The following is a 19062-nucleotide window of genomic DNA, read 5'->3' on the forward strand; positions in this document are numbered from 1 at the left end:
AAGGATTAAAAAACGAACTTTTTTAATCCTTTAGGATTGCTATTACTCTGGATTGACCGACTCAAACCTTGCCTCAAGCCAAGTATCATCTTGGCTAAAGGTCAGTGTTTTTACCTTTCCTTTGCCTTCAATGTTTACCATATTCACTTGTGCTGGCCATAGGTCACGAAGTGCTCCGTTGCTCATACGAATGCCATGAATTCCCTCAGGTATCGTGACTTCTTGATAAACCCAAAAGAATTTACCATCAACTTGCGCACCCACATCTTTAAGCTCAAGTGGTTTGCCGCCTAAAGTTTGTAGAGCAATATGTGACTCAACATAATCAGCAAAACGCTTTTGATCTTCTTTATTACTTAAGATATCAGCATTGCCGTCAAACAAATGTTCAACGGCGTGTTCTGTATCATGTAAATAAAAACGATGCATCAGCTCTATGTTGTTGGTGCGTTTATTAAATAACACGGTAGTCACAGACGCTTTTAACTGGTGCGCCATGCTTGGCGCACTCAGTAATAAAGCAAAAATAATGGCTGCAAAGCGCATTATTGTTGCTCCTCAGCATCTTTATCGTCGTCTTTTTTCAGCTCAGTTTTAATATCTTGCATGATATCGCGGCTAACTTTCGCTTTACTCTTCTCACGTTTGTACACTTCAATGCGTGATGGAATAATACGACGCGGGTAGTTGTTGTTTTCTACATCAACATCCGCTGTTTCCCAGCGTGGGTCGACTGTTACAGACACTAGGTTTTTACCTTTTTCTGTAACAATTAGCTTTTGTACATGCTTGTGGTTACGACGCCAGATTTCAGCCGGAATGTACTGCTCTTCTTTCGTACCATCTTCATAAGTAAGCTCTAATAAGATAGGCATGACTAAGCCACCTAAGTTTGAGAACTCAAGTACGTAGTAGTTTTTATCTTCTTTGATTGCACGCTCAAACGTTTTACGTTCCCAAGGCTCTAAACCTTTAAGGAATTTGTTATACGCGTTGCGCTCTTTGTTAGTTACTGTGAAGCGGTCGTTTTCGTCGTAGAAGTCAGTTACGTCTGGGTTTTCTTCAACCCACAGTTTTTTGCCTTCTTCTTTATTACGTTTTACGAATAACGGCATTGGCTTGTCAGCTTCGATATCACGTAAACGATTAAAGTCGATATCAGGGTTTTTGGTATCTAAACGAAGTTGGTAAACCTTGTCTAGCGAGATATCAACGTGATCTGTAGTGTAGAACCAACCACGCCAAAACCAATCTAGGTCAACACCTGACGCTTCTTCCATAGTACGGAAGAAATCAGCAGGAGTAGGGCGCTTGTACTTCCAACGCTGTGCATATTCTTTAAATGCAAAATCGAATAACTCACGACCAAGGATCACTTCACGTAAAATGTTAAGTGCTGCAGCAGGCTTAGTATAAGCATTAGGGCCTAAACGTAATACGCTGTCTGACTGAGTCATAACAGGCACTTGGTTTTCAGACTTCATGTATGCAACAACATCGCGAGGCTCAACACCCCAAGGAATTGTATGGTCCCATTCACGACCAGCAACACCATCTAAGAAACTATTAAGGCCTTCATCCATCCACGTCCATTGACGTTCATCAGAGTTAACCACCATAGGGAAGTAAATGTGACCTACTTCGTGGATAACAACACCGATTAAGAAACGTTTTTCTGCTTGTGAGTAAGTACGTGTACCGTCGTCTTGTAAATCAGTACGCGGACCGTTGAAGGTGATCATTGGATATTCCATACCACCTACAGGACCATTTACAGACTGAGCCACAGGGTAAGGGTAGTCAAACGAGAAGCGCGAATACACTTCCATTGTATGAACTACAGCTTCAGTAGAGTACTTTTTCCAAAGGTCGCCACCTTCTTTCGGGTAGAAAGACATTGCCATTACTAACGGCTGATCTTTACCACCTTGATGATAGCCTTTTGCATCCCACATAAATTTACGTGAAGAAGCCCATGCAAAGTCACGTACGTTTTCTGCTTTGAAGTGCCATGTTTTTGTTTTGTCTGTGCCTTCTTTCTCGTTTTCTAAAGCTTCTTCTTCAGTCACGATGAAAACAGGGCGCTTAGCATCTTCAGCTTGTTCAAGACGCTTACGCTGTGTGCTAGTCAGAACACGGCTTGCGTTATCAAGTTGACCCGTTGCCGATACGATATGGTCAGCAGGTACTGTAATTTCTACGTCGTAATCACCAAACTCAAGTGTGAACTCACCGCTTCCTAAGAAAGCTTTGTTAGTCCATGCTTCATAATCAGTGTATGCAGCAAGACGAGGGAACCACTGTGCTAGCAAAAAGATATCGTTACCATCTTCTTCAAAGTGCTCATAACCCGAACGAGCACCCACGGCATCTTCTTCAACAATGTTAAAGGCGAAGTCCATGCTGAACTCAACGTCTTTACCCGGTTTAAGCGGCTCGTTTAAGTCGATACGCATTAAGGTATCTACTACAGTAACTTTAAGCTCTTTTCCGTCTTCGTCTTTAACATTGGCGATTTGATAACCCAGCTCGTTGTCGGCCATGAATTGCTGACGACGTAACTGACCTAAGCTCAATTTAGTTGATTTTGGCTGAGGGTCACCTTGCAATGTTTTACCATTGAAAGTAGATGTCATTTCAGCAATTGAGTCAGATTTAAAGATATTTTGGTCTAGTTGTAACCAAAGATATTTTAAAGTATGCGGCGAGTTATTTTTGTATTCGATAGTTTGGCTTGCTGTTAAGCGGCGTTTCTTTTCATCAAGCTTTACATCGATGTCGTAGTTTACTTGCTGCTGCCAATAATTTTCAGCGGGTGCCCCTGCGGCACTGCGGTAAACATTTGGGGTTGGGAGTGCTTCATCTAGCTGACGGAACTTGTCAACGAATGAGCCTTTAGTTTGCTCAACAGATGACGCCATCACAGCTGAAGATACTGCTAAAGGCAATACCAAAGCACTCAATTTGAGAACTGCTTTTTTCATTGTTAATCCTGTAATTAATTTGCCAATGTACCATCGCAAACTGCTAACAAAGTTGCAATAAAATAACGATAAAGTGCGGGATTTTTCGGGTAGTATTCGATGTTTTAATGAAGACCCATTTTTCACAAAAAAATTGCCTTGATTAACACCTTGTAAACCCCCTTTACAAAACACTGGTTAATTTTAGTTCAGCACTAATTCATCCCAAAGTATTACAGTTGATTAGTAGATACTCTGCTTTAATTCTAGTTAATGATGAAAGGGTGATTAGATGAAGTTTTATATTGTAAAAAAAGACTCTCGTTTAGCAGCCATTCCTGCTCAAGAATCGATTCTAAACGAGTACAAAGAACGCGGATTTGAATTTGTCGAAGTGATTGCAGCTTGTGATGAGTCAGATGCATTATCTCGCACGAACCCGAGTGTAAATGGGTCTAAAAAGTGGCTAATTTACCCGACTGCACTGGTAATTTTATCCTTAATTGCCATTATTTTTGCAATAAATTAAATTTTGCGACATTTGCTATTGAAATTTACTGCCATTTGTATTTAAAATCGCCCACTTTTTTGATTTTGGGGTCTGCGAAGCATGCATTTTAAACCCCAAAATGTTTGGTAATCAGCATAGAATTCGGTGGGCGTATGGATTTCTATATCCTAAAAAAACAACAAGAACTAATTGCAATTCCAGCGGACGAACAAAATTGTAAACAGTACCTAGATTCAGGGTATTTTTATATCGACAAAGTAGCGGCATGTAATGAAACAAATGCCCTTAAGATTTTACAAGCTAAGCAAACTAAAGCGCTTAAAGTACCTATGATAATGGCATTATTAGCATTGCCAATGGTGGTTTTTGCTTGGTATAGCTTAAGTTAACAAACCAGGCTGGGCATCTTGGCTCAGCTTAGGTATATTGACGCTCTTAATAAATAATAAGAGCGTTAAATGAAAGTCCTTCATACATCTGATTGGCATTTAGGCCAACAATTCTACGAGCATTCCCGATTCGATGAGCATCAAGCATTTCTAGCTTGGTTAACCGATACGCTTGTGTCAGAACAGATCGACTTACTACTTGTTGCGGGTGACATTTATCATACGGCAACGCCACCTGCCAGCGCAGAAAACCAACTCTACCAATTTATTAAAACCACTAAGCAGCATTGCCCTGACTTACACATAGTGATTATTGCTGGTAACCATGATTCAGCAAATCGAATTATGGCGGCAAAGCCCTTATTAGCTCAGTTTGATACCCATGTTGTTGGCCGCTTTGATAGCAACGCTCCTAATGAAGTAGTACTTCCAATCAGCACAAAAAATGGCGATGCGAATGTTGTTGCTATGCCATTTTTACGTAGCAGTGATTTAAGCAGTTATAACCGCCAACAAGAGCAACCGTTTAGTTACAACCAAGCAGTTGCCCTTGCCTACAAAGATGCATTGCAAGCAGCAAGCGAATTACCTAACGCGCCATTAATTGCTATGGGCCACCTGCATGCAAAAGGCGGAGACATCTCATCTGATTCTGAACGCAATTTAGTCATTGGCGGTGAAGATGCGATATCGGCAAGCATATTTACTGATCAGCCTGATTATGTCGCGCTAGGGCATCTTCATAAAGCTCAGACCGTCGCGAAGAAAGAGACCATTCGCTACAGTGGCACGCCAATGCCGATGTCATTTTCTGAAAGACGCTATCAGCATCAAGTTGTGCTAGTAGAGATTAGTGACTCAGGTACATCTGTAAACCCCCTTTACATTCCTAGCTTTTGTAAAGTCATGTTGCTACCAGAAAAAGACTGTGTGCCACTGAACGAACTCTGTGAGCTTATAAAACAACTCGACTTAACAGATGAAGATTTAGCGCCATACCTACGGGTTAAATTGAGCGCCCATGACACGGACACCACTTTCAGAGAACAAATAGAACAAGCTCTTGAAGGTAAGCAGGTTAAGTTTTGTGGCATTGAAAGAGTACGTCAGCAAAGCAACCAGCAAGACGATGAACAAACTCTATTTGAAGATGTCTCGCAAATTGAAGCGCTAAACCCACATTCACTTTTAGAGCAAGCATTTGCAAACAATAATGATATGGCAGGGCAGGCGGTGCCAAAAGAACTAGAAGGCTTACTAAGCCAAGTGATCGATGAGTTGAATGCAGAGGACCTACTATGAAAATTTTAGCGATTCGTGTTCACCAACTAGCCTCTATCTTAGACGCCGAAGTCGACTTTAGCGCTTCACCATTAAAAGAAGCAGGGCTGTTTGCCATTACGGGTGATACTGGCGCCGGTAAAAGCACATTACTCGATGCCATTTGCTTAGCGCTTTATAATAAAACCGCAAGGTTACGCGGCGATACAGGCAATAAAATTGACTTTAACGGCGACAATATCAAACTCAATGACTCGCGAAACTTATTACGCCGCGGGGCAGGGCAGGGCTATGCCGAAGTCGACTTTATTGGCCAAGATAAACAGCAGTACCGAGCAAGGTTAAGCTTTAGCCGAGCGCGTAATAAAGCCGATGGCAAGTTACAACCTGCACAACATAGCCTGCACTCATTACCTGATGAAACCCTCATCGCTGATAGGAGTGCAGCAGGTAAAGAAATCGAGCGTATTATTGGTTTGAGCTTTGAGCAATTCTCAAGGGCAGTTCTTCTTGCGCAACATGAATTCGCGGCATTTTTAAAAGCAACCGGGGATGAGCGTGCGCAACTACTTGAATGCTTAACAGGCACCGATAAATTTAGCCGTATTGGTCAGCGAATTTTTGAACGCCATCGTGAACAGCTGCAAGCATTAGAGCAGTTAAAGTTAAGTTTAAGTAACTATCAGGTTTTAAGCCCTGAAGAGGTCGAAACGAAACAAGCAGAACAAAAAGCGCTGGAGGCTAATCTTGCTGAGTTACAAAAACAAATAAAACAATTTGAACAGTACCAAGGGTGGTACAAGCAAGCATCTCAGCAGCAGCAACAGCTAAACCAAGCTGAGCAAGCAAAGCAAGAGTTACAGCAACAAATAAACGCGCTCGCTGAAAAAGCCACTGAAGCGAAACAAGCTCAGCAATGCTTAGAAATAAAAGATAACCGCGAACGCGTCACTTCAATTACAGCTCAACATGGGCAACTTATTAAAAACCGTGAGCAGCTTTTAAACGTTGACCATAAAACACTGATCAAAGACGCAGAGCAAACACTTGAGAAGCAAACCGCGCAACTAAACCAAGCAAAGCAAGCACAAAAAGACGCGCAACCTCTCATTAGCCAGGCCCGTGAGTTAGATAAGCAACTTGCCGTATTAAACCAGCAAGCAGCGGCGCAAAAAGTACAAGCAGAAAAAGCAAAGCACCATCATCAAGAGCTTGCTAATACACTAAATAGCCATAAAGCAGAGCAGCAAAAACAGCTCGAGCAACAAGCGCAAATCAATGGCTATTTAGAAACGCATGCACAATGGCAACCATTAGCAAAAGACTGGTCATTCTTTAAAAGTGAGTTCAGCCGCTTTAGCCAGCAACAGCACACAATTAGCCAATCACAGCAAAACATAAAAGCTCTTCAACCTAAAATTGATGAGCAGCAAACAGCTGCGCAGCAGTGTAAAACTCAATACCAAGCCCTTGAGCAAGAAATTAAGCGCCTAAATGAGCAAGATACCGCCTTTAAATCGAGTTTAAACACCCAATCAATGGCAGATATTGATGCGGGGCTTGAGGCGATTAAACACCTAATTGAAAAGCGCCAAGTATGGCAAACTAATCATCAGCAGTTAAAAAATTGGCAAACCCAGCTAAACACATTAAGCCAAACTGAGCAGCAACTACAAACAGCATTAAAAGATGCGCAGCAAGGTGCAGAGCAAGCGCAGCAGCAGGTTTCGCTTTGTGAGCAAAACTTACAGCAAGTGCAGTTAAGAGCCAGTGAAGGGGTCAGCCAGTTACGCGCCACTTTAAAAGCAGGGGAGCCGTGTGCAGTATGTGGCTCAAAAGAGCACCCGTTTATGCATGAAGAAATGGTAAACGAGCAATTTAGTCAACTTATTAACGACTTTACCAACCAACTAGCTAACGCCAAACAGCACTTAAAAGCTCAGCAAGCATTACAGCAAGCTAAAAGTAATGAACTGGCAGCATGCAGCCAACAGATAAGCTCGTTAAACGGGCAAATCTCAGAGCTGGGCGCTCAACAACAGAGCCTCAAAGAAACCATGGCGGCTAATCGTACTGAGCTAAATGATTTAACCGAAGATCAGTTAAACGAGCGTCAACAACAGCTCAGCCTGCAAAAACAGCAATACTACAAAACTCTTGAACAGCAACAGCAGCTGCAAAACACGCTTGCGGCTAAGCAAATTGAGTATAATCAGCAAGGGCAAGCGCTACATAGCAAAGAGCAGCTGTTAAACGAATTGCAGCAACAGCTGAATAATCTGCAAACACGTTTAAACGAGCTAAATGATGAGCATCAGCAACTCTATACGACACTGAATCAACAGTTCGCCAGTGCACCTTGGTGGCAGGCACTCAATACACAAAGCATTTCTTTAGAGAACATTGCAGAGCACGTTGAGGCTTATCAAGCTTCGCTGCAAACGGCAGATGAGCTTAAAACTAGCTTAAAAGCCATTGAGCAGCACCTTGCACATGTAACGCCGCAGCTTAACGAAGCACATACCTATTTAACTCAGTGCAACGAGCAACTAAGCCAAACTCAAAACGAATTAACGCAGATACAATCAAAGCGCGAGGGCTTATTTAGTAACGCGGCGATATCGGTAGATGAGTTTATAGCAGAGCTTGAAAAGGCGATAGATTCAGCGCAGCAGGCACTGCAACTTGCCCAAGCAACCCATAGTAACGCGATAAAAGCGCGTGACGAACAAGCCATTCAAATCGCCAATATTGATGAGCGTGAAAAAGAACTCACCGCAGAGCAAGCAGCGCTTAATGATCGTTTTAGCCTGTGGTTTAACGATTTTAAAGCGCAGCACCCAAGCTTGGATGAGCAAGCCGTTAGTCAGCTATTAACGATAAGCCCCGCTGAAATTAAACAAACTCTGGCAGATTACCACACCGCCGAGAGCAGCTTAAAAGACGCTGAGGCTCTTTTAAAACAGCGACAGCAGGCGCTGGCACAGCACCAAAAAGAAAAGCCAGCTCTCGGTGAAGATGAGCTGCAATTACAGCTTAATCAAGCCACAGAGCAACAAGTACAAGCGAATAATGCACTATTGCAAGTTGCGACTGAGCTTAAAACCCATCAACAAAATAGCCAAGCGCTTGAAGATAAACAAAAGCAATTGGTTGAACAGCAAAAAAGCTATGAGCACTGGCATTTACTCAATAAGGTGCTCGGGGATGCCAGCGGTAAAACCATGCGTAATTTAGCGCAAACACAAACTTTAAAAATACTGCTGCACTACGCGAATAGTCACTTACAGACACTAAATAAACGCTACAAATTAACAGCCATAGGGCAAACGCTCGATATCGCAATTATCGATAAAGACATGGCCGATGAGCAGCGCTCTGTTAATACATTATCTGGCGGTGAGTCATTTTTAGTGTCGTTAGCACTGGCGCTTGGGCTTGCTTCGTTGTCGTCGAATAAAGTACAGATAAACTCTTTGTTTATCGACGAAGGGTTTGGTACGTTGGACAGTGAAACGTTAAGCATCGCGATGGATGCTCTTGACTCACTACAAGCACAAGGCCGCAAAGTAGGGGTTATTTCTCACGTATCAGAAATGACCGAACGCGTAGCCACGCAAGTGCATGTAGCGAAAAAACCAGGTGGTTATTCGACCATCTCAGTTATTTAAAGGATTAGCATGCCAACTTTTAATCACGAAGAAGCAAATCACTACGACGAACGCATTTTGCGCCTAGTTCCAGGTTATGAGCTATTACATCAAGCAACCGCAGCCCAATTAGCAAGCACGCTGAGCGATGATGCGTGCATTTTAGTGGTTGGTGCCGGAACTGGTAAAGAAATCATCGAATTAGTGGCGCTGAAACCAAGCTGGCAATTTATTGCTCAAGATATTTCACAAGACATGCTCGATATTGCCGAGCAACAGTTTGGTCAGCATAACATTAGCGATCGCGTATCAGTACACTGCGGTGATATCAACGACATCGACACTCAATGTGACGCCGCACTGTGTTTACTGGTCATGCATTTTGTTGAAGATAACGGCGATAAAAAAGCGCTATTAAAAGCGATTCACAGCAAGCTTAAGAAATCGAGCAACTTATACATTGCCGATTTAATGCGCCCAGAAACCACTTTTGAGCGCGAATCTCAACTACAGCTCTGTACGCAGTTAGGTTTAACCGAAGTCGGCGTAGAACGCATGCGCCACAACCTAGAGCATGAGTTTTACCCATTAGACCGCATTCGTTTTTCAGAGTTAATGAATGAAACCCGCTTCAGCACCCCAAAACAGTATTTTAAAGTGCTTGGTTTTGCAGGGTATGTGGTTGGGAGTTAGCTACTTTACGGAGCCGTAGGTTGGGTAGAGCGCAGCGAAACCCAACAAACTTAGGTAAAGTTAGCGAGTTACAAGGGGAAAGGGGAAAGTTAGCGAGCTACGAGGGGAAAGAGTAAAGTTAAAACACGTAGGCGTGAAATTTATTTCGCGTGATGGTTTGTTGGTTGGGTAGAGCGCAGCGAAACCCAACTAGTTAGTAGTCTCGCTTAACTTTCTTGTTATTTTACTTTATACCAAACAGTTACGATTACCGTTGCAGGCATCCATGAACCACCGCTTTGTGATTGAGTAATATTTTTAATTTCTATATCCGGTTGAGAGGCTAACCAAAGATTAATTTCCGTTTCTAAACCACAATCAGATGATGTAGGTGAACTAGGCCAAAAACTTTGTTTAGGCTTTATGATTTTTGTGAATATTTTAACTTCCATTTAAGAATTACACTCCATGATAATTTAGTAATATAAGTCGCAATAATCGGCAAGGAACGAGCCTGAGCCAAGCTTTTCGGATTCTATTTTGATTGCCTGTTATAAGTCTTTATCTTTAAAATGTTTGCAACTGAGCAAACTGTTGGCAGTCTCTAGCTTAATGCGCTTGTTAGCTTTTACATACACTGTAATCAAAATCATCCTTTATATTTGGCATTTCATCAACTTGAAAATAGCCCCAAATAGAAAAAAATAAAAAAAACAGAGGAATAAGTATATGTGCAGTTAACTTAAGATTTGCGCGCCATCCAGTAAGAATCTTTGTAGGTTGAAGCACTTTTACTCCCTTCGGTGGGAACTGTCCATGCATAAACCCCTTAATACCTACAGGTAGTGTAAATAGACCGATAAAAATAGCACTTAACAAAGGAAATCCGACAAAGGTTGAATACCATAAGACTGAAATCCCAGAATAACCGAAAGGAGTGTGACAGTGAACGGTATCTACATACCATTCTAAAAATGGAATAAACCATTTTATGCTAATTATCACGGCTAAAGCGCAAGCTAAAATAATTAATGCTTTTATTCTAATTTGTTCAGGTTTTGAATATTCTTCTGCGTATTTGATAAACTCTCTCCTTGAGTAAAAGCTAACGCCTCAAATAACAGGTTAAAATAAGCGAGGCACGAGCAAAAACCAACTGTTTTGTTCTGGTTTAATGACTTGTTAGTTCACAATTACACCAATACTAATGAAAAAACACTTAGCCAAATTAGCTGAAAGCCATATGAAATACGCTGATAGATGCCAGGATTACTTTGGGATTTTACAGCTTTGGCCATTGCAAAAAGAAAATAAACCGCTGCGACAACAGAAAGCAATGAAAAAATACGGAAATATAATGGGATAATTTCAGTTGTTGGACTTATAGCAACTAATATCGGTGCAATAACTAATGAAAGCAACATGATAAAACCAGCCCAAGAATGTACCTTACAATTAAAAGTTGGATTCTTAGTAAATGGATCGGCGTCCATTGGAAAGTAACCTGCGACCCATGTACCTACACCATGAGCTATAACTAACCAACCCGCAACATTCACTAAAGTTGAAACATTTGAGAGTTGAGCCAGATACCAACCGAAAAAGCAAAATAGAAAACCAAGAGGATAATTATTAATTAAAGGAGACAATTTTTCAGTTGGGCTACCAGTCGCACCTAACTCACTACAAAATTGCTTAGAATGGCTATAACCAGTATAAAACCTACCTGCTACATATACACCAATGAAAATCCAGATTGTTGCAATTAATCCTGAATAGATCGCAATACTCTCAAACACCACCAAAGTCCCTTTGTTAACTAACATTTTATCGTGCACACTTCGCGCATATTTATGCCGGTATCACGCTAATGTATTTAGTAAATCTACTATAAACAAATAACGTAATGCATTGCTAACTGTAAATTTTTTTGATGCTAAAGATATTCATAAAGAAAATGGCTCAATGCTCATTTTCATCATATTTGCAGGATATGTTGTTGGGAGTTAGCAAGCCATAAATCATCGCGCGAAATAAATTTCACACCTACGCGATGTAAAATCGCTGCTACATCAAGGCTCGCTAGCTGATGGTTTTGAGTCTGAGAGCTGACGGCTGATAGCTGACAGCTCTTTTAACTCGCTAACTTTACCTCAGTTTGTTGGGTTTCGCTTCGCTCTACCCAACCTACAATAGCCTAATACCCCGCGGCCTGTCCGTCTTTACGAGTTTCTGATGCGCCGTAATAAACGCCAGTTTTTGGGTCTTTCAATATAGCTTGATAACCACCGTATGGGCCCACCGCATCTTGTAAGGTGTGGCCTTTTTTCATTAACTCGCGGCGGGTTTCCATCGAAAAACCTGACTCCAAGCTAACAAAACCACCGTCTTCCATAATCTCACCGGTTGGCTGCGATGAACCTGTGTGCAGAATACGCGGTGCATCACCGGCTTCTTGTAGGTTCATGCCAAAATCAATCATGTTGATAAGTATTTGAGCATGCATTTGTGGCTGTGTGGCACCGCCCATTACGCCATAACTCATATATGGCTTACCATCTTTGGTGACAAACGCAGGAATGATTGTATGAAATGGTCGTTTGCCTGGCTCATATTGATTCATGTGGCCTTTTTTAAGCGCGAACATTTCGCCACGGTTTTGCAATACAAAACCTAATTTTGCCGGTGTCATACCTGAGCCCATGCCACGGTAATTACTTTGAATAAGTGAAACCATGTTGCCGTCTTTATCGGCGGTCGTCATATAAATGGTATCGCCTTCTAATGGACCTGCATGGTCGCGTTTTGCAGCTTTATTAGGGTCTATCAGTTTGCGTCTTTGGTCAGCATATTGCTGCGAAATAAGTGTTTGTACGGGAATGGTGTTAAACGCTGGATCGGCGTAATACTTTGCACGATCTGCAAACGCGAGTTTTTTCGCTTCAACAAAGGTGTGTACGTATTCAGGGCTATCAAAGCCCATTGCTTTGATATCGTAACCTTCAAGAATATTCAGAATTTGCTGTGCAGCAATACCTTGACCATTTGGTGGCAATTCCCAAAGCGTATACCCTCTATAATCGGCGCTAACAGGCTTAACCCATTCACTATGGTGGGCAGCTAAATCTTCATACGATAAGTAGCCGCCGTTTTCTTTCATATAGCGACCAATTTCTTTAGCAATATCACCTTTGTAAAAGGCATCGCGGCCGCCTTTGGCAATTTTGCGATAGGTGTTTGCAAGGGCTGGGTTCTTAAAGATCTCTCCTTTTTCTGGCATTGCCCCATCAGCCATATATACATCTTTGAAGCCTGGGTATTTACCACGAGCAGACACACTTTTTTGCATGTAGTAAGCAATCAACTCAGAAACAGGAAAGCCATTTTCAGCATAGTCGATAGCAGGCTGCAGTAAGGATTTCATTGGTGTTTTGCCAAACTTTTTATGTAGCTCAAACCAACCATCTACCGCACCAGGTACCGACACAGGCAAGGGCCCATAAGCAGGAATGTAGTCACCTTGTGCTTTTAAAGTATCAAAAGACAAGCTTTGTGGTGAACGGCCAGAAGCATTTAAACCGTAAAGTTGCTTGCTTTTGTTATCCCAAACAATGGCAAATAAGTCGCCACCAATTCCACACCCTGTTGGTTCAACCAGACCAAGCACTGCATTTGCCGCAATAGCTGCATCAATAGCATTACCGCCGTCTTTTAATACTTGTAAGCCAACTTGCGTGGCTAACGGCTGTGATGTAGCAACCATGCCTGATTGTGCGATGACTTCAGAACGACTAGCAAAGTTATGGCCTGTGATGCGATCGTAAGCTTGAGTGGCACCTGTTGTGCCTAAGCATACTGCTAGCACTAAGCTTTTAAAGAGTGGAGTTGGTTTCATAGTTCTTGCCCTATCTTTTTATTTTTACCACTATAAAAAGCAATTAAAGATCAGGCAATGGCTTTGCGTTCGAGCGCGAAAAATCACGATTGACTTCTAAAATAAGAAAAACAGCGAACAACTTACCTAAAACCTCTCCAAGTTAGTAAATGGCAGAGCCATTTAAGCACTGCTCTGAGACTTTGGATGCTTCGCCGTGAGAGTGCCTATCCTCTGCTACAAACTGGTCAACAAGAGAGTCAATCAGGTTTTCTTCCTTCATGGTATCTAGGGCGTGTTGCAGCTTAGTGACCACCTCTGGCGATGTGTTTTTGTTAAGTGCTAAGTAATTACCCACTAAAGCAGGGTGCTTTAACTCAAATACCGGTGTGACTTGGTCTGGGCTCATACCTACATTCATCAATTGTGATGACAGAGTGAGAGAGGAGCCAATAAGCAAATCATGCTTGCCTTGCTTAAACATTTTAAGCTCTTCGAACTTTTTTGAGTAAGTTAAAAATTGCTGGCCTTCAGTAAGGTTAAAATCAGCAAGAACGGTTTGATATACATCACCACGAGATACGCCAATGGTGTAGTTTTGCAACGACTGTGTACTCGTTACTTTAATGTCGTTGCGATTATTTAAACGGTATAAACATGAATGCCCAGATACCAAAGGGCCAACCCAGTAAAATTGAGTTTCTCGCTTTGCGGTGCGTGAAGTAGAGTAAATTCCTGCATTCGGCTGGGCGAGGGTTAGTGACATTGCGCGCTTCCAAGGCAATACACTAAACGTACAGCTCAACTTGGCTCTTTCGCACAAAGATTCCATGATTTTGGTGTTAATACCAGTGAGCTGATTGTGCTCCACAAAGTTATAGGGAGGGAACACTTCAGTATATAAAGTCAATTGTTCAGCACTCGCCATGGCAGTGCTGGCAGTGAATAAACTCACTATTGTTAAATGCTTAAACATCGCTCTTAACTCCAGTTTTAGCTGGTTATTCAGGTTTAACAATTCGACTTAACTGCTTTTGCAGTGTATTTAAACAAAAAGGCTTAATGATAAAACCGTTTACTCTTGCGGTGATCATCTCATTGACCGTTTGCTTACTGTCTTCGCAGGTTACCATTAAAACGGGTAAATCACTTATGAGCGGGTTTTCGCGAATATGATTAAGCAAACATTTGCCATCCATTTTCGGCATATGCAAATCAGTAATCACCAGATCAAAGCTGTGTTTTTCCAGTAAATCAAACGCTTGAGCACCATCAGTCGCCTCCGTTATATCGTTATATTCAAGCCTACGCAACATGTTTATCAACACATGGCGCATAAGTGGCATATCGTCAACGACCAATATTTTCATCTAGATTACTATTAAGTTTTACAGTATTTAAAGCTTAGTTTGCTAACTCAATAACGCAATAAACCAGAAACTAAGAAAAAATATCTGCAACTAGCTGGCTAAGTCGTGCAATTTTAATATTGCTCAACTGGCGGTAATCAAAATATGGGCAGACAATCACTTTATCAGATTTACTAATAGCAAATTCATCATCAAGCCATGTTAATTGGCAATGCAAAAGCCCGTCATTAATAAGCTGTTTAGCATGGGTTCGCCCTGCAATTATATGCAATTGCTTTTGTTTGCTTAATATCGGTGGGCTAAACAGTAATGCAGTTTGGCTATGTGCTTGCAGTAGTTGTTCATCGCGAAAACTCTGCCAATCAGGTGCTCTTTTAGCAAAATCATAATATTCACTTGGTAGTGCAAACAGCACTTTGCCATACACGTTGAAAACTTTGCGCCAACCATTGCCACATGCTTGGTTTATTTCGTTTATTTGGCCGGGTTGCATTGCATGCAAATGGTCAAGCTGTTGCCAAGAAGGCATCGGCGGGCGCTTTTCTATATAAACAGCGACTTTAAAGGCTTCATCACCAAAACCTTGCAGTGGCGCACTATTATCGATACTCATGACTTTTTAGCGAGGATTCGATCTAGGTTATTTGCAAAGTTTTGGCGGTCTGCTTGGCTTAAAGGCGGTGGGCCACCGGCCATTTCAACGCCACTTGAGCGCATAGTTTCCATAAAATCACGAACGTTTAAACGTGAGCGAATATTTTCGGTCGTATATAACTCACCGCGAGGGTTAAGCGCTTGGGCACCTTTTTCGATGACTTCTGCAGCTAAAGGAATATCACCGGTGATCACCAAATCATTCAGCTCAATACGTTTAACGATTTCGTTATCGGCAATATCAAACCCCGAAGATACCTGTAAACGGCTAATAAACTTTGAGGGTGGCACTCGCATCGCATGGTTCGCCACTAGTGTGGTAAAGGTTTGCGTGCGCTCTGCGGCACGAAATAATATTTCTTTAATAACGACGGGGCAGGCGTCTGCATCAACCCAAATCTTCATGCTGTTCTCAATCTTTAATTTTAGACATTAATAGTTTACCGTAATTGAACTAAATTAGTGCTATTAACGTATTAATTTGTTTAATTTTTAAAGGGAGTAAAAGCGTGCAAACATCATTAAAGTTAATCGGGGTTTTATGTATCACAGCCATTTTATCTGCGTGTACAGGCGTGCCAGACAACATCAAACCCGTCGATAATTTTGAGTTAAAAAAATACACAGGGACCTGGTACGAAATTGCACGTTTAGATCATTCATTTGAACGCGGCCTTGAGGGGATTACCGCTGAATACTCAATCAACCCTGATGGCAGTGTAAAAGTTATCAATAAAGGTTACAGCGCTGAAGATAAAGAATGGCAGCAAGCTGAAGGTAAAGCGAAGTTTGCAGAGCAACAAGACATAGGTCACTTAGAGGTATCATTCTTTGGGCCATTCTATAGCTCATATGTAGTGTTTGAATTAGATAAGCAAGACTATCAATACGCTTATATCACTGGCTATAACAAAGAGTATTTATGGTTTTTGTCGCGCACACCGACCGTGACAGAACAGCAAATGCAGGACTTTATAAACACAGCAAGACAATATGGTTTTAAAACAGACGAGCTTATTTATGTTGACCATAATAGCTTGTAAAGGGGCTTTACAACTGTCTTTAAACTATCACGAATGTGCAACACAACTGTAATGGATGCTAGGCAAACTTAGCGTCGTTAATTTGAAACAACATGTGATCCCCCAATTTAATCCCCTGCTTGGGTAGGCATTGCCTACCCATTTTTTTTACTTAATTAAGCATTATTGCAAGTTGGTATCAGATCAGCTTTTTACTAACTAAACTAGAAAATCATCACCGAAAAGCCACTCAACAGCAAAACAGACATAGTTAATACACTAACATGCTTCACCCATGAAACAGTAAAACTGTATAAAATCATGAGCATAAGTACACTTAAAGCCATATAACCGCAAAATAGCAATGCGCCGTACCCAGCATCTGACAGCAAGCAAAGCACTAAACTTAGTAAAATACTGATCCAGCCGCTGAATAAAAAGCTACTTCGCTGTTTTTCGGTTAATTTCTTTTTGAATACATCACGGAAATGATTGAATTTTGCAAGAGCAAAACAATTAAAACCAAAAAAGCAGAGACTAAATTGCAGTAACTCCATCATCCTTGTTGCTCCTTTAACAGCTTGTTTTTATTTAATTTAGCCTTATTTGTAGCGGTTTTATGGCTAGGTATTTTTTTGCTTTGTAGTAAAAACAGCAGCCCAGCACAAATAAACGCACTATCAATACCGAATAAGGCCCACTGCTGAGTTAGTAAATACGTGATCCAATTGCCATCTGTTGTCAGCGCATTCACCACAGGTACTAACAAACAAGCAGCAGCGTTAAGCCATGCACAATAGCGCCAATGATGTTTTTCTCGGCCGAGCACAGCAACAACTAACATCGCCAGCCAAGCTAAGAAAAACACGAGTATTTCTTTATCGGCACGCCCTGCTAACTCTAAAGGTAATAAACGATTGGCAATGAAGAAGGCTGCGGTTGCAAGGGGTAAGCCCATCAGGGTGGCTAAATTTAGTGTCTCAACGAGCTTAAGCCCCAAGCTTGGTTTTTGCTCTGCTTTAAGCCTCTCGCGTAAGCGTTTTGCCCACATGATGCAACCTGTAGCTATCATGGCACAGCCAGCTACACCACAGAAAAAATACAACCAACGCAGCAACGGCTCGGCTAAACGACCACTATGTAATGCCGTCATTGAGTCATAAAACTGCGCCGAAGCGCTCCAATCTTCCCCAGAGCTGGCTTCAAGCTCACCTGTTACACCATTGAATAAGTAGCGTGGTCCGTTATCTACAACCTCTTTGCCGGTTGCCAAATAAACCACTATTTGTGAGGTCGCTGTATTGGCATTTCTTACAAACACGTAGCTAATGTCGGCATTCGGTGACTTAGTATAAATCTGATCTAACACATCTTTAATTGCCACCATAGGGCGTTGTTCTTCACTAGGCTTTGCACGTTTATTAATAGGCAATGCCTCTTCAAACATTTGCTTTAAGCCATTTTCATATACGGTTTCGGCAGGGTAGGGGAACAGCATAAATATAAGCGTGATAATCCCCGTGTAGGTGATCATGATATGAAATGGCAGTGCCAGCACCGACGAAACATTGTGTGCATCAAGCCAACTTCGGCTGCCTTTGTTTGCTCTAAAGCTAAACATATCTTTAAAAATACGTTTGTGGATCACGATGCCTGTTATAAGCGCTACCAACATAAATAATGAGGCTAAACAAACAATTATCCGTGCAGTAAATACATCTATGTAATGTAAATCAAAGTGTAAGCGATAGAAAAAATTACCCCCCTTAGTTTCCCGAGGTTCGGGTAATTGCTCTAAGGTATTAGGGTCTAGATGTGTATAGTTGAAAGGTGCTCGGCGCTGGCCTGGCTGTTTAGGCTCAGCAAACCCATAGCTTAAAACAGGGTTACGTGGCTCAGGTAAGTTTATCCGCCAAGATAATGAATTAGGTGCCTGTTGCTGTAATTGCGCAAACACATAATTAATTTGCTCGGCTTGAGACTGAACCCGTTGTGCTTGATGCTGCACATGATGCGTTTCGGGCTTAGCCCAAATAGTGATTTCATCTTTAAAAAAGCTGATGGTGCCAGCAAAAAAGATTAAGAACAGTAACCAGCATACCAACAAGCCAACCCAGATATGAAGCCAAGTCATTGAGCGGAAAAAACTCTCTTTCATAACCAATCCTTAATCAATGAAAGGGCCAGCAATTGCCCACCAGTTGTTAGTAAAATAGTGATCCAAACAGTCTTTAAAGACTTAACGGCAAATACCCAAATAAACACACAACAGTAAAAAAATACCGATAGAGTCGTGGTTAACAGCACGCTGTCGAGTTTATTAAGTGGTAATAACACAGCTAGTAATGAAATAAGCACACTGGTAAAGGCGTAACCACCAATGATGGCTGCAACGAAACGCAAAAACACAGCAACACGATAAGATAGGCTCACAGAGCGCTTTTTAGCTGTATTTTTAGGGCGATTGGTTGTCACTGCATCTAATGATTGAGAATGCATGATAATCCCTTAAAAAATAACACGAGAAGAAAACCCCGTATTATATCGCCGACAAACAGAAAAGATAGTAGTTATCATTTGCATAAACGTATTAAATAGTGAAACAGAACCAACTAAGTCGATCGGTTAGTAAAATAATGATCTGCTAGCTTTGTTCTGTGCAATATCATATGGTGT

At 41.7% G+C, this 19062-nt stretch carries 18 protein-coding genes; 6 read left to right on the forward strand and 12 right to left on the reverse strand.

The genetic code is table 11. The annotated features are described in order from the left end of the window. Positions 1–42: 42 nt before the first annotated feature. Entirely contained in the window at positions 43–546 is a 504-nt protein-coding gene (locus tag KQP93_RS19475; protein WP_055021252.1) for a DUF6702 family protein, read from the reverse strand. Next, on the reverse strand, positions 546–2984 hold the full coding sequence (locus tag KQP93_RS19480; RefSeq protein ID WP_217876823.1) for a M1 family metallopeptidase: 2439 nt from the start codon (positions 2982–2984) through the stop codon (positions 546–548). Before KQP93_RS19480 ends, KQP93_RS19475 begins: the two co-directional genes overlap by 1 nt. 271 nt (positions 2985–3255) lie before the next feature. Between KQP93_RS19480 and KQP93_RS19485 the strand changes: the two genes are divergently transcribed. The 5 genes from KQP93_RS19485 to KQP93_RS19505 all read left to right on the forward strand — a co-directional run bounded on the left by KQP93_RS19485 (position 3256) and on the right by KQP93_RS19505 (position 9487). Continuing rightward, entirely contained in the window at positions 3256–3492 is a 237-nt protein-coding gene (locus KQP93_RS19485) for a hypothetical protein (RefSeq protein ID WP_054563150.1), read from the forward strand. A 134-nt stretch (positions 3493–3626) separates the two neighbouring features. After that, complete coding sequence (locus tag KQP93_RS19490) at positions 3627–3863, forward strand: hypothetical protein (protein ID WP_054553375.1); 237 nt, start codon at positions 3627–3629, stop codon at positions 3861–3863. A gap of 69 nt (positions 3864–3932) precedes the next feature. Continuing rightward, positions 3933–5165 (forward strand): exonuclease SbcCD subunit D C-terminal domain-containing protein, encoded by a 1233-nt coding sequence (locus KQP93_RS19495; RefSeq protein WP_217876824.1) that lies wholly within the window; start codon positions 3933–3935, stop codon positions 5163–5165. Beyond that, the gene (locus KQP93_RS19500; protein ID WP_217876825.1) at positions 5162–8815 is read left to right on the forward strand and encodes an SbcC/MukB-like Walker B domain-containing protein; all 3654 of its coding nucleotides are present in this window, start codon (positions 5162–5164) and stop codon (positions 8813–8815) included. The genes KQP93_RS19495 and KQP93_RS19500 overlap by 4 nt, the downstream gene beginning before the upstream one ends. Positions 8816–8824: 9 nt before the next feature. After that, entirely contained in the window at positions 8825–9487 is a 663-nt protein-coding gene (locus KQP93_RS19505) for a class I SAM-dependent methyltransferase (protein ID WP_217876826.1), read from the forward strand. 218 nt (positions 9488–9705) lie between these two features. On the opposite strand, the gene KQP93_RS19510 is transcribed toward KQP93_RS19505, so the two are convergent. The 7 genes from KQP93_RS19510 to KQP93_RS19540 all read right to left on the reverse strand — a co-directional run bounded on the left by KQP93_RS19510 (position 9706) and on the right by KQP93_RS19540 (position 15769). Then, positions 9706–9918: a hypothetical protein gene (locus tag KQP93_RS19510; RefSeq protein WP_138556508.1), complete on the reverse strand. Its 213-nt coding sequence runs from the start codon at positions 9916–9918 to the stop codon at positions 9706–9708. 741 nt (positions 9919–10659) lie between these two features. After that, positions 10660–11265 carry a DUF998 domain-containing protein gene (locus tag KQP93_RS19515; protein WP_217877475.1) on the reverse strand — a complete coding sequence of 202 codons (606 nt, stop codon included), beginning with the start codon at positions 11263–11265 and terminating at the stop codon, positions 10660–10662. 398 nt (positions 11266–11663) lie between these two features. Next, positions 11664–13361, reverse strand: a complete 1698-nt coding sequence (gene ggt, locus KQP93_RS19520; RefSeq protein WP_217876827.1) for a gamma-glutamyltransferase — start codon at positions 13359–13361, stop codon at positions 11664–11666. Between the two features lie 142 nt (positions 13362–13503). Beyond that, positions 13504–14316 (reverse strand): substrate-binding periplasmic protein, encoded by an 813-nt coding sequence (locus tag KQP93_RS19525; protein WP_217876828.1) that lies wholly within the window; start codon positions 14314–14316, stop codon positions 13504–13506. A gap of 25 nt (positions 14317–14341) precedes the next feature. Next, complete coding sequence (locus tag KQP93_RS19530) at positions 14342–14710, reverse strand: response regulator (protein ID WP_217876829.1); 369 nt, start codon at positions 14708–14710, stop codon at positions 14342–14344. Positions 14711–14780: 70 nt separating this feature from the next. Continuing rightward, on the reverse strand, positions 14781–15323 hold the full coding sequence (locus KQP93_RS19535) for a DUF6942 family protein (RefSeq protein ID WP_217876830.1): 543 nt from the start codon (positions 15321–15323) through the stop codon (positions 14781–14783). Further along, positions 15320–15769, reverse strand: coding sequence for a YaiI/YqxD family protein (locus KQP93_RS19540; protein ID WP_217876831.1), 450 nt, complete (start codon positions 15767–15769; stop codon positions 15320–15322). Before KQP93_RS19540 ends, KQP93_RS19535 begins: the two co-directional genes overlap by 4 nt. Positions 15770–15873: 104 nt before the next feature. On the opposite strand from KQP93_RS19540, the gene KQP93_RS19545 reads away from it, so the two are divergent. Continuing rightward, entirely contained in the window at positions 15874–16407 is a 534-nt protein-coding gene (locus KQP93_RS19545; protein ID WP_217876832.1) for a lipocalin family protein, read from the forward strand. A gap of 203 nt (positions 16408–16610) precedes the next feature. Here the strand turns inward: KQP93_RS19545 and KQP93_RS19550 are convergent, their stop codons facing one another. Genes KQP93_RS19550 through KQP93_RS19560 form a run of 3 tightly spaced genes read right to left on the reverse strand, consistent with a single transcriptional unit; the run spans position 16611 to position 18885 of the window. Continuing rightward, positions 16611–16946, reverse strand: a complete 336-nt coding sequence (locus tag KQP93_RS19550; protein ID WP_217876833.1) for a DUF3325 domain-containing protein — start codon at positions 16944–16946, stop codon at positions 16611–16613. Continuing rightward, positions 16943–18544, reverse strand: a complete 1602-nt coding sequence (locus KQP93_RS19555; protein WP_217876834.1) for a PepSY-associated TM helix domain-containing protein — start codon at positions 18542–18544, stop codon at positions 16943–16945. The genes KQP93_RS19550 and KQP93_RS19555 overlap by 4 nt, the downstream gene beginning before the upstream one ends. After that, the gene (locus KQP93_RS19560) at positions 18541–18885 is read right to left on the reverse strand and encodes a hypothetical protein (RefSeq protein ID WP_206004023.1); all 345 of its coding nucleotides are present in this window, start codon (positions 18883–18885) and stop codon (positions 18541–18543) included. Before KQP93_RS19560 ends, KQP93_RS19555 begins: the two co-directional genes overlap by 4 nt. Positions 18886–19062: the final 177 nt, after the last annotated feature.

This window comes from Pseudoalteromonas shioyasakiensis (assembly GCF_019134595.1).
GTDB lineage: Bacteria > Pseudomonadota > Gammaproteobacteria > Enterobacterales > Alteromonadaceae > Pseudoalteromonas > Pseudoalteromonas shioyasakiensis_A.

Bases quoted from the DNA above. Each gene is read 5' to 3' on its own strand.
- KQP93_RS19540 (WP_217876831.1), bottom strand. From the start codon at position 15,769: ATGAAGATTTGGGTTGATGCAGACGCCTGCCCCGTCGTTATTAAAGAA.
- KQP93_RS19560 (WP_206004023.1), bottom strand. From the start codon at position 18,885: ATGCATTCTCAATCATTAGATGCAGTGACAACCAATCGCCCTAAAAAT.
- KQP93_RS19475 (WP_055021252.1), bottom strand. From the start codon at position 546: ATGCGCTTTGCAGCCATTATTTTTGCTTTATTACTGAGTGCGCCAAGC.
- KQP93_RS19525 (WP_217876828.1), bottom strand. From the start codon at position 14,316: ATGTTTAAGCATTTAACAATAGTGAGTTTATTCACTGCCAGCACTGCC.
- KQP93_RS19480 (WP_217876823.1), bottom strand. From the start codon at position 2,984: ATGAAAAAAGCAGTTCTCAAATTGAGTGCTTTGGTATTGCCTTTAGCA.
- KQP93_RS19490 (WP_054553375.1), top strand. From the start codon at position 3,627: ATGGATTTCTATATCCTAAAAAAACAACAAGAACTAATTGCAATTCCA.
- KQP93_RS19555 (WP_217876834.1), bottom strand. From the start codon at position 18,544: ATGAAAGAGAGTTTTTTCCGCTCAATGACTTGGCTTCATATCTGGGTT.
- KQP93_RS19510 (WP_138556508.1), bottom strand. From the start codon at position 9,918: ATGGAAGTTAAAATATTCACAAAAATCATAAAGCCTAAACAAAGTTTT.
- KQP93_RS19530 (WP_217876829.1), bottom strand. From the start codon at position 14,710: ATGAAAATATTGGTCGTTGACGATATGCCACTTATGCGCCATGTGTTG.
- KQP93_RS19550 (WP_217876833.1), bottom strand. From the start codon at position 16,946: ATGATGGAGTTACTGCAATTTAGTCTCTGCTTTTTTGGTTTTAATTGT.
- KQP93_RS19485 (WP_054563150.1), top strand. From the start codon at position 3,256: ATGAAGTTTTATATTGTAAAAAAAGACTCTCGTTTAGCAGCCATTCCT.
- ggt (WP_217876827.1), bottom strand. From the start codon at position 13,361: ATGAAACCAACTCCACTCTTTAAAAGCTTAGTGCTAGCAGTATGCTTA.
- KQP93_RS19535 (WP_217876830.1), bottom strand. From the start codon at position 15,323: ATGAGTATCGATAATAGTGCGCCACTGCAAGGTTTTGGTGATGAAGCC.
- KQP93_RS19495 (WP_217876824.1), top strand. From the start codon at position 3,933: ATGAAAGTCCTTCATACATCTGATTGGCATTTAGGCCAACAATTCTAC.
- KQP93_RS19500 (WP_217876825.1), top strand. From the start codon at position 5,162: ATGAAAATTTTAGCGATTCGTGTTCACCAACTAGCCTCTATCTTAGAC.
- KQP93_RS19505 (WP_217876826.1), top strand. From the start codon at position 8,825: ATGCCAACTTTTAATCACGAAGAAGCAAATCACTACGACGAACGCATT.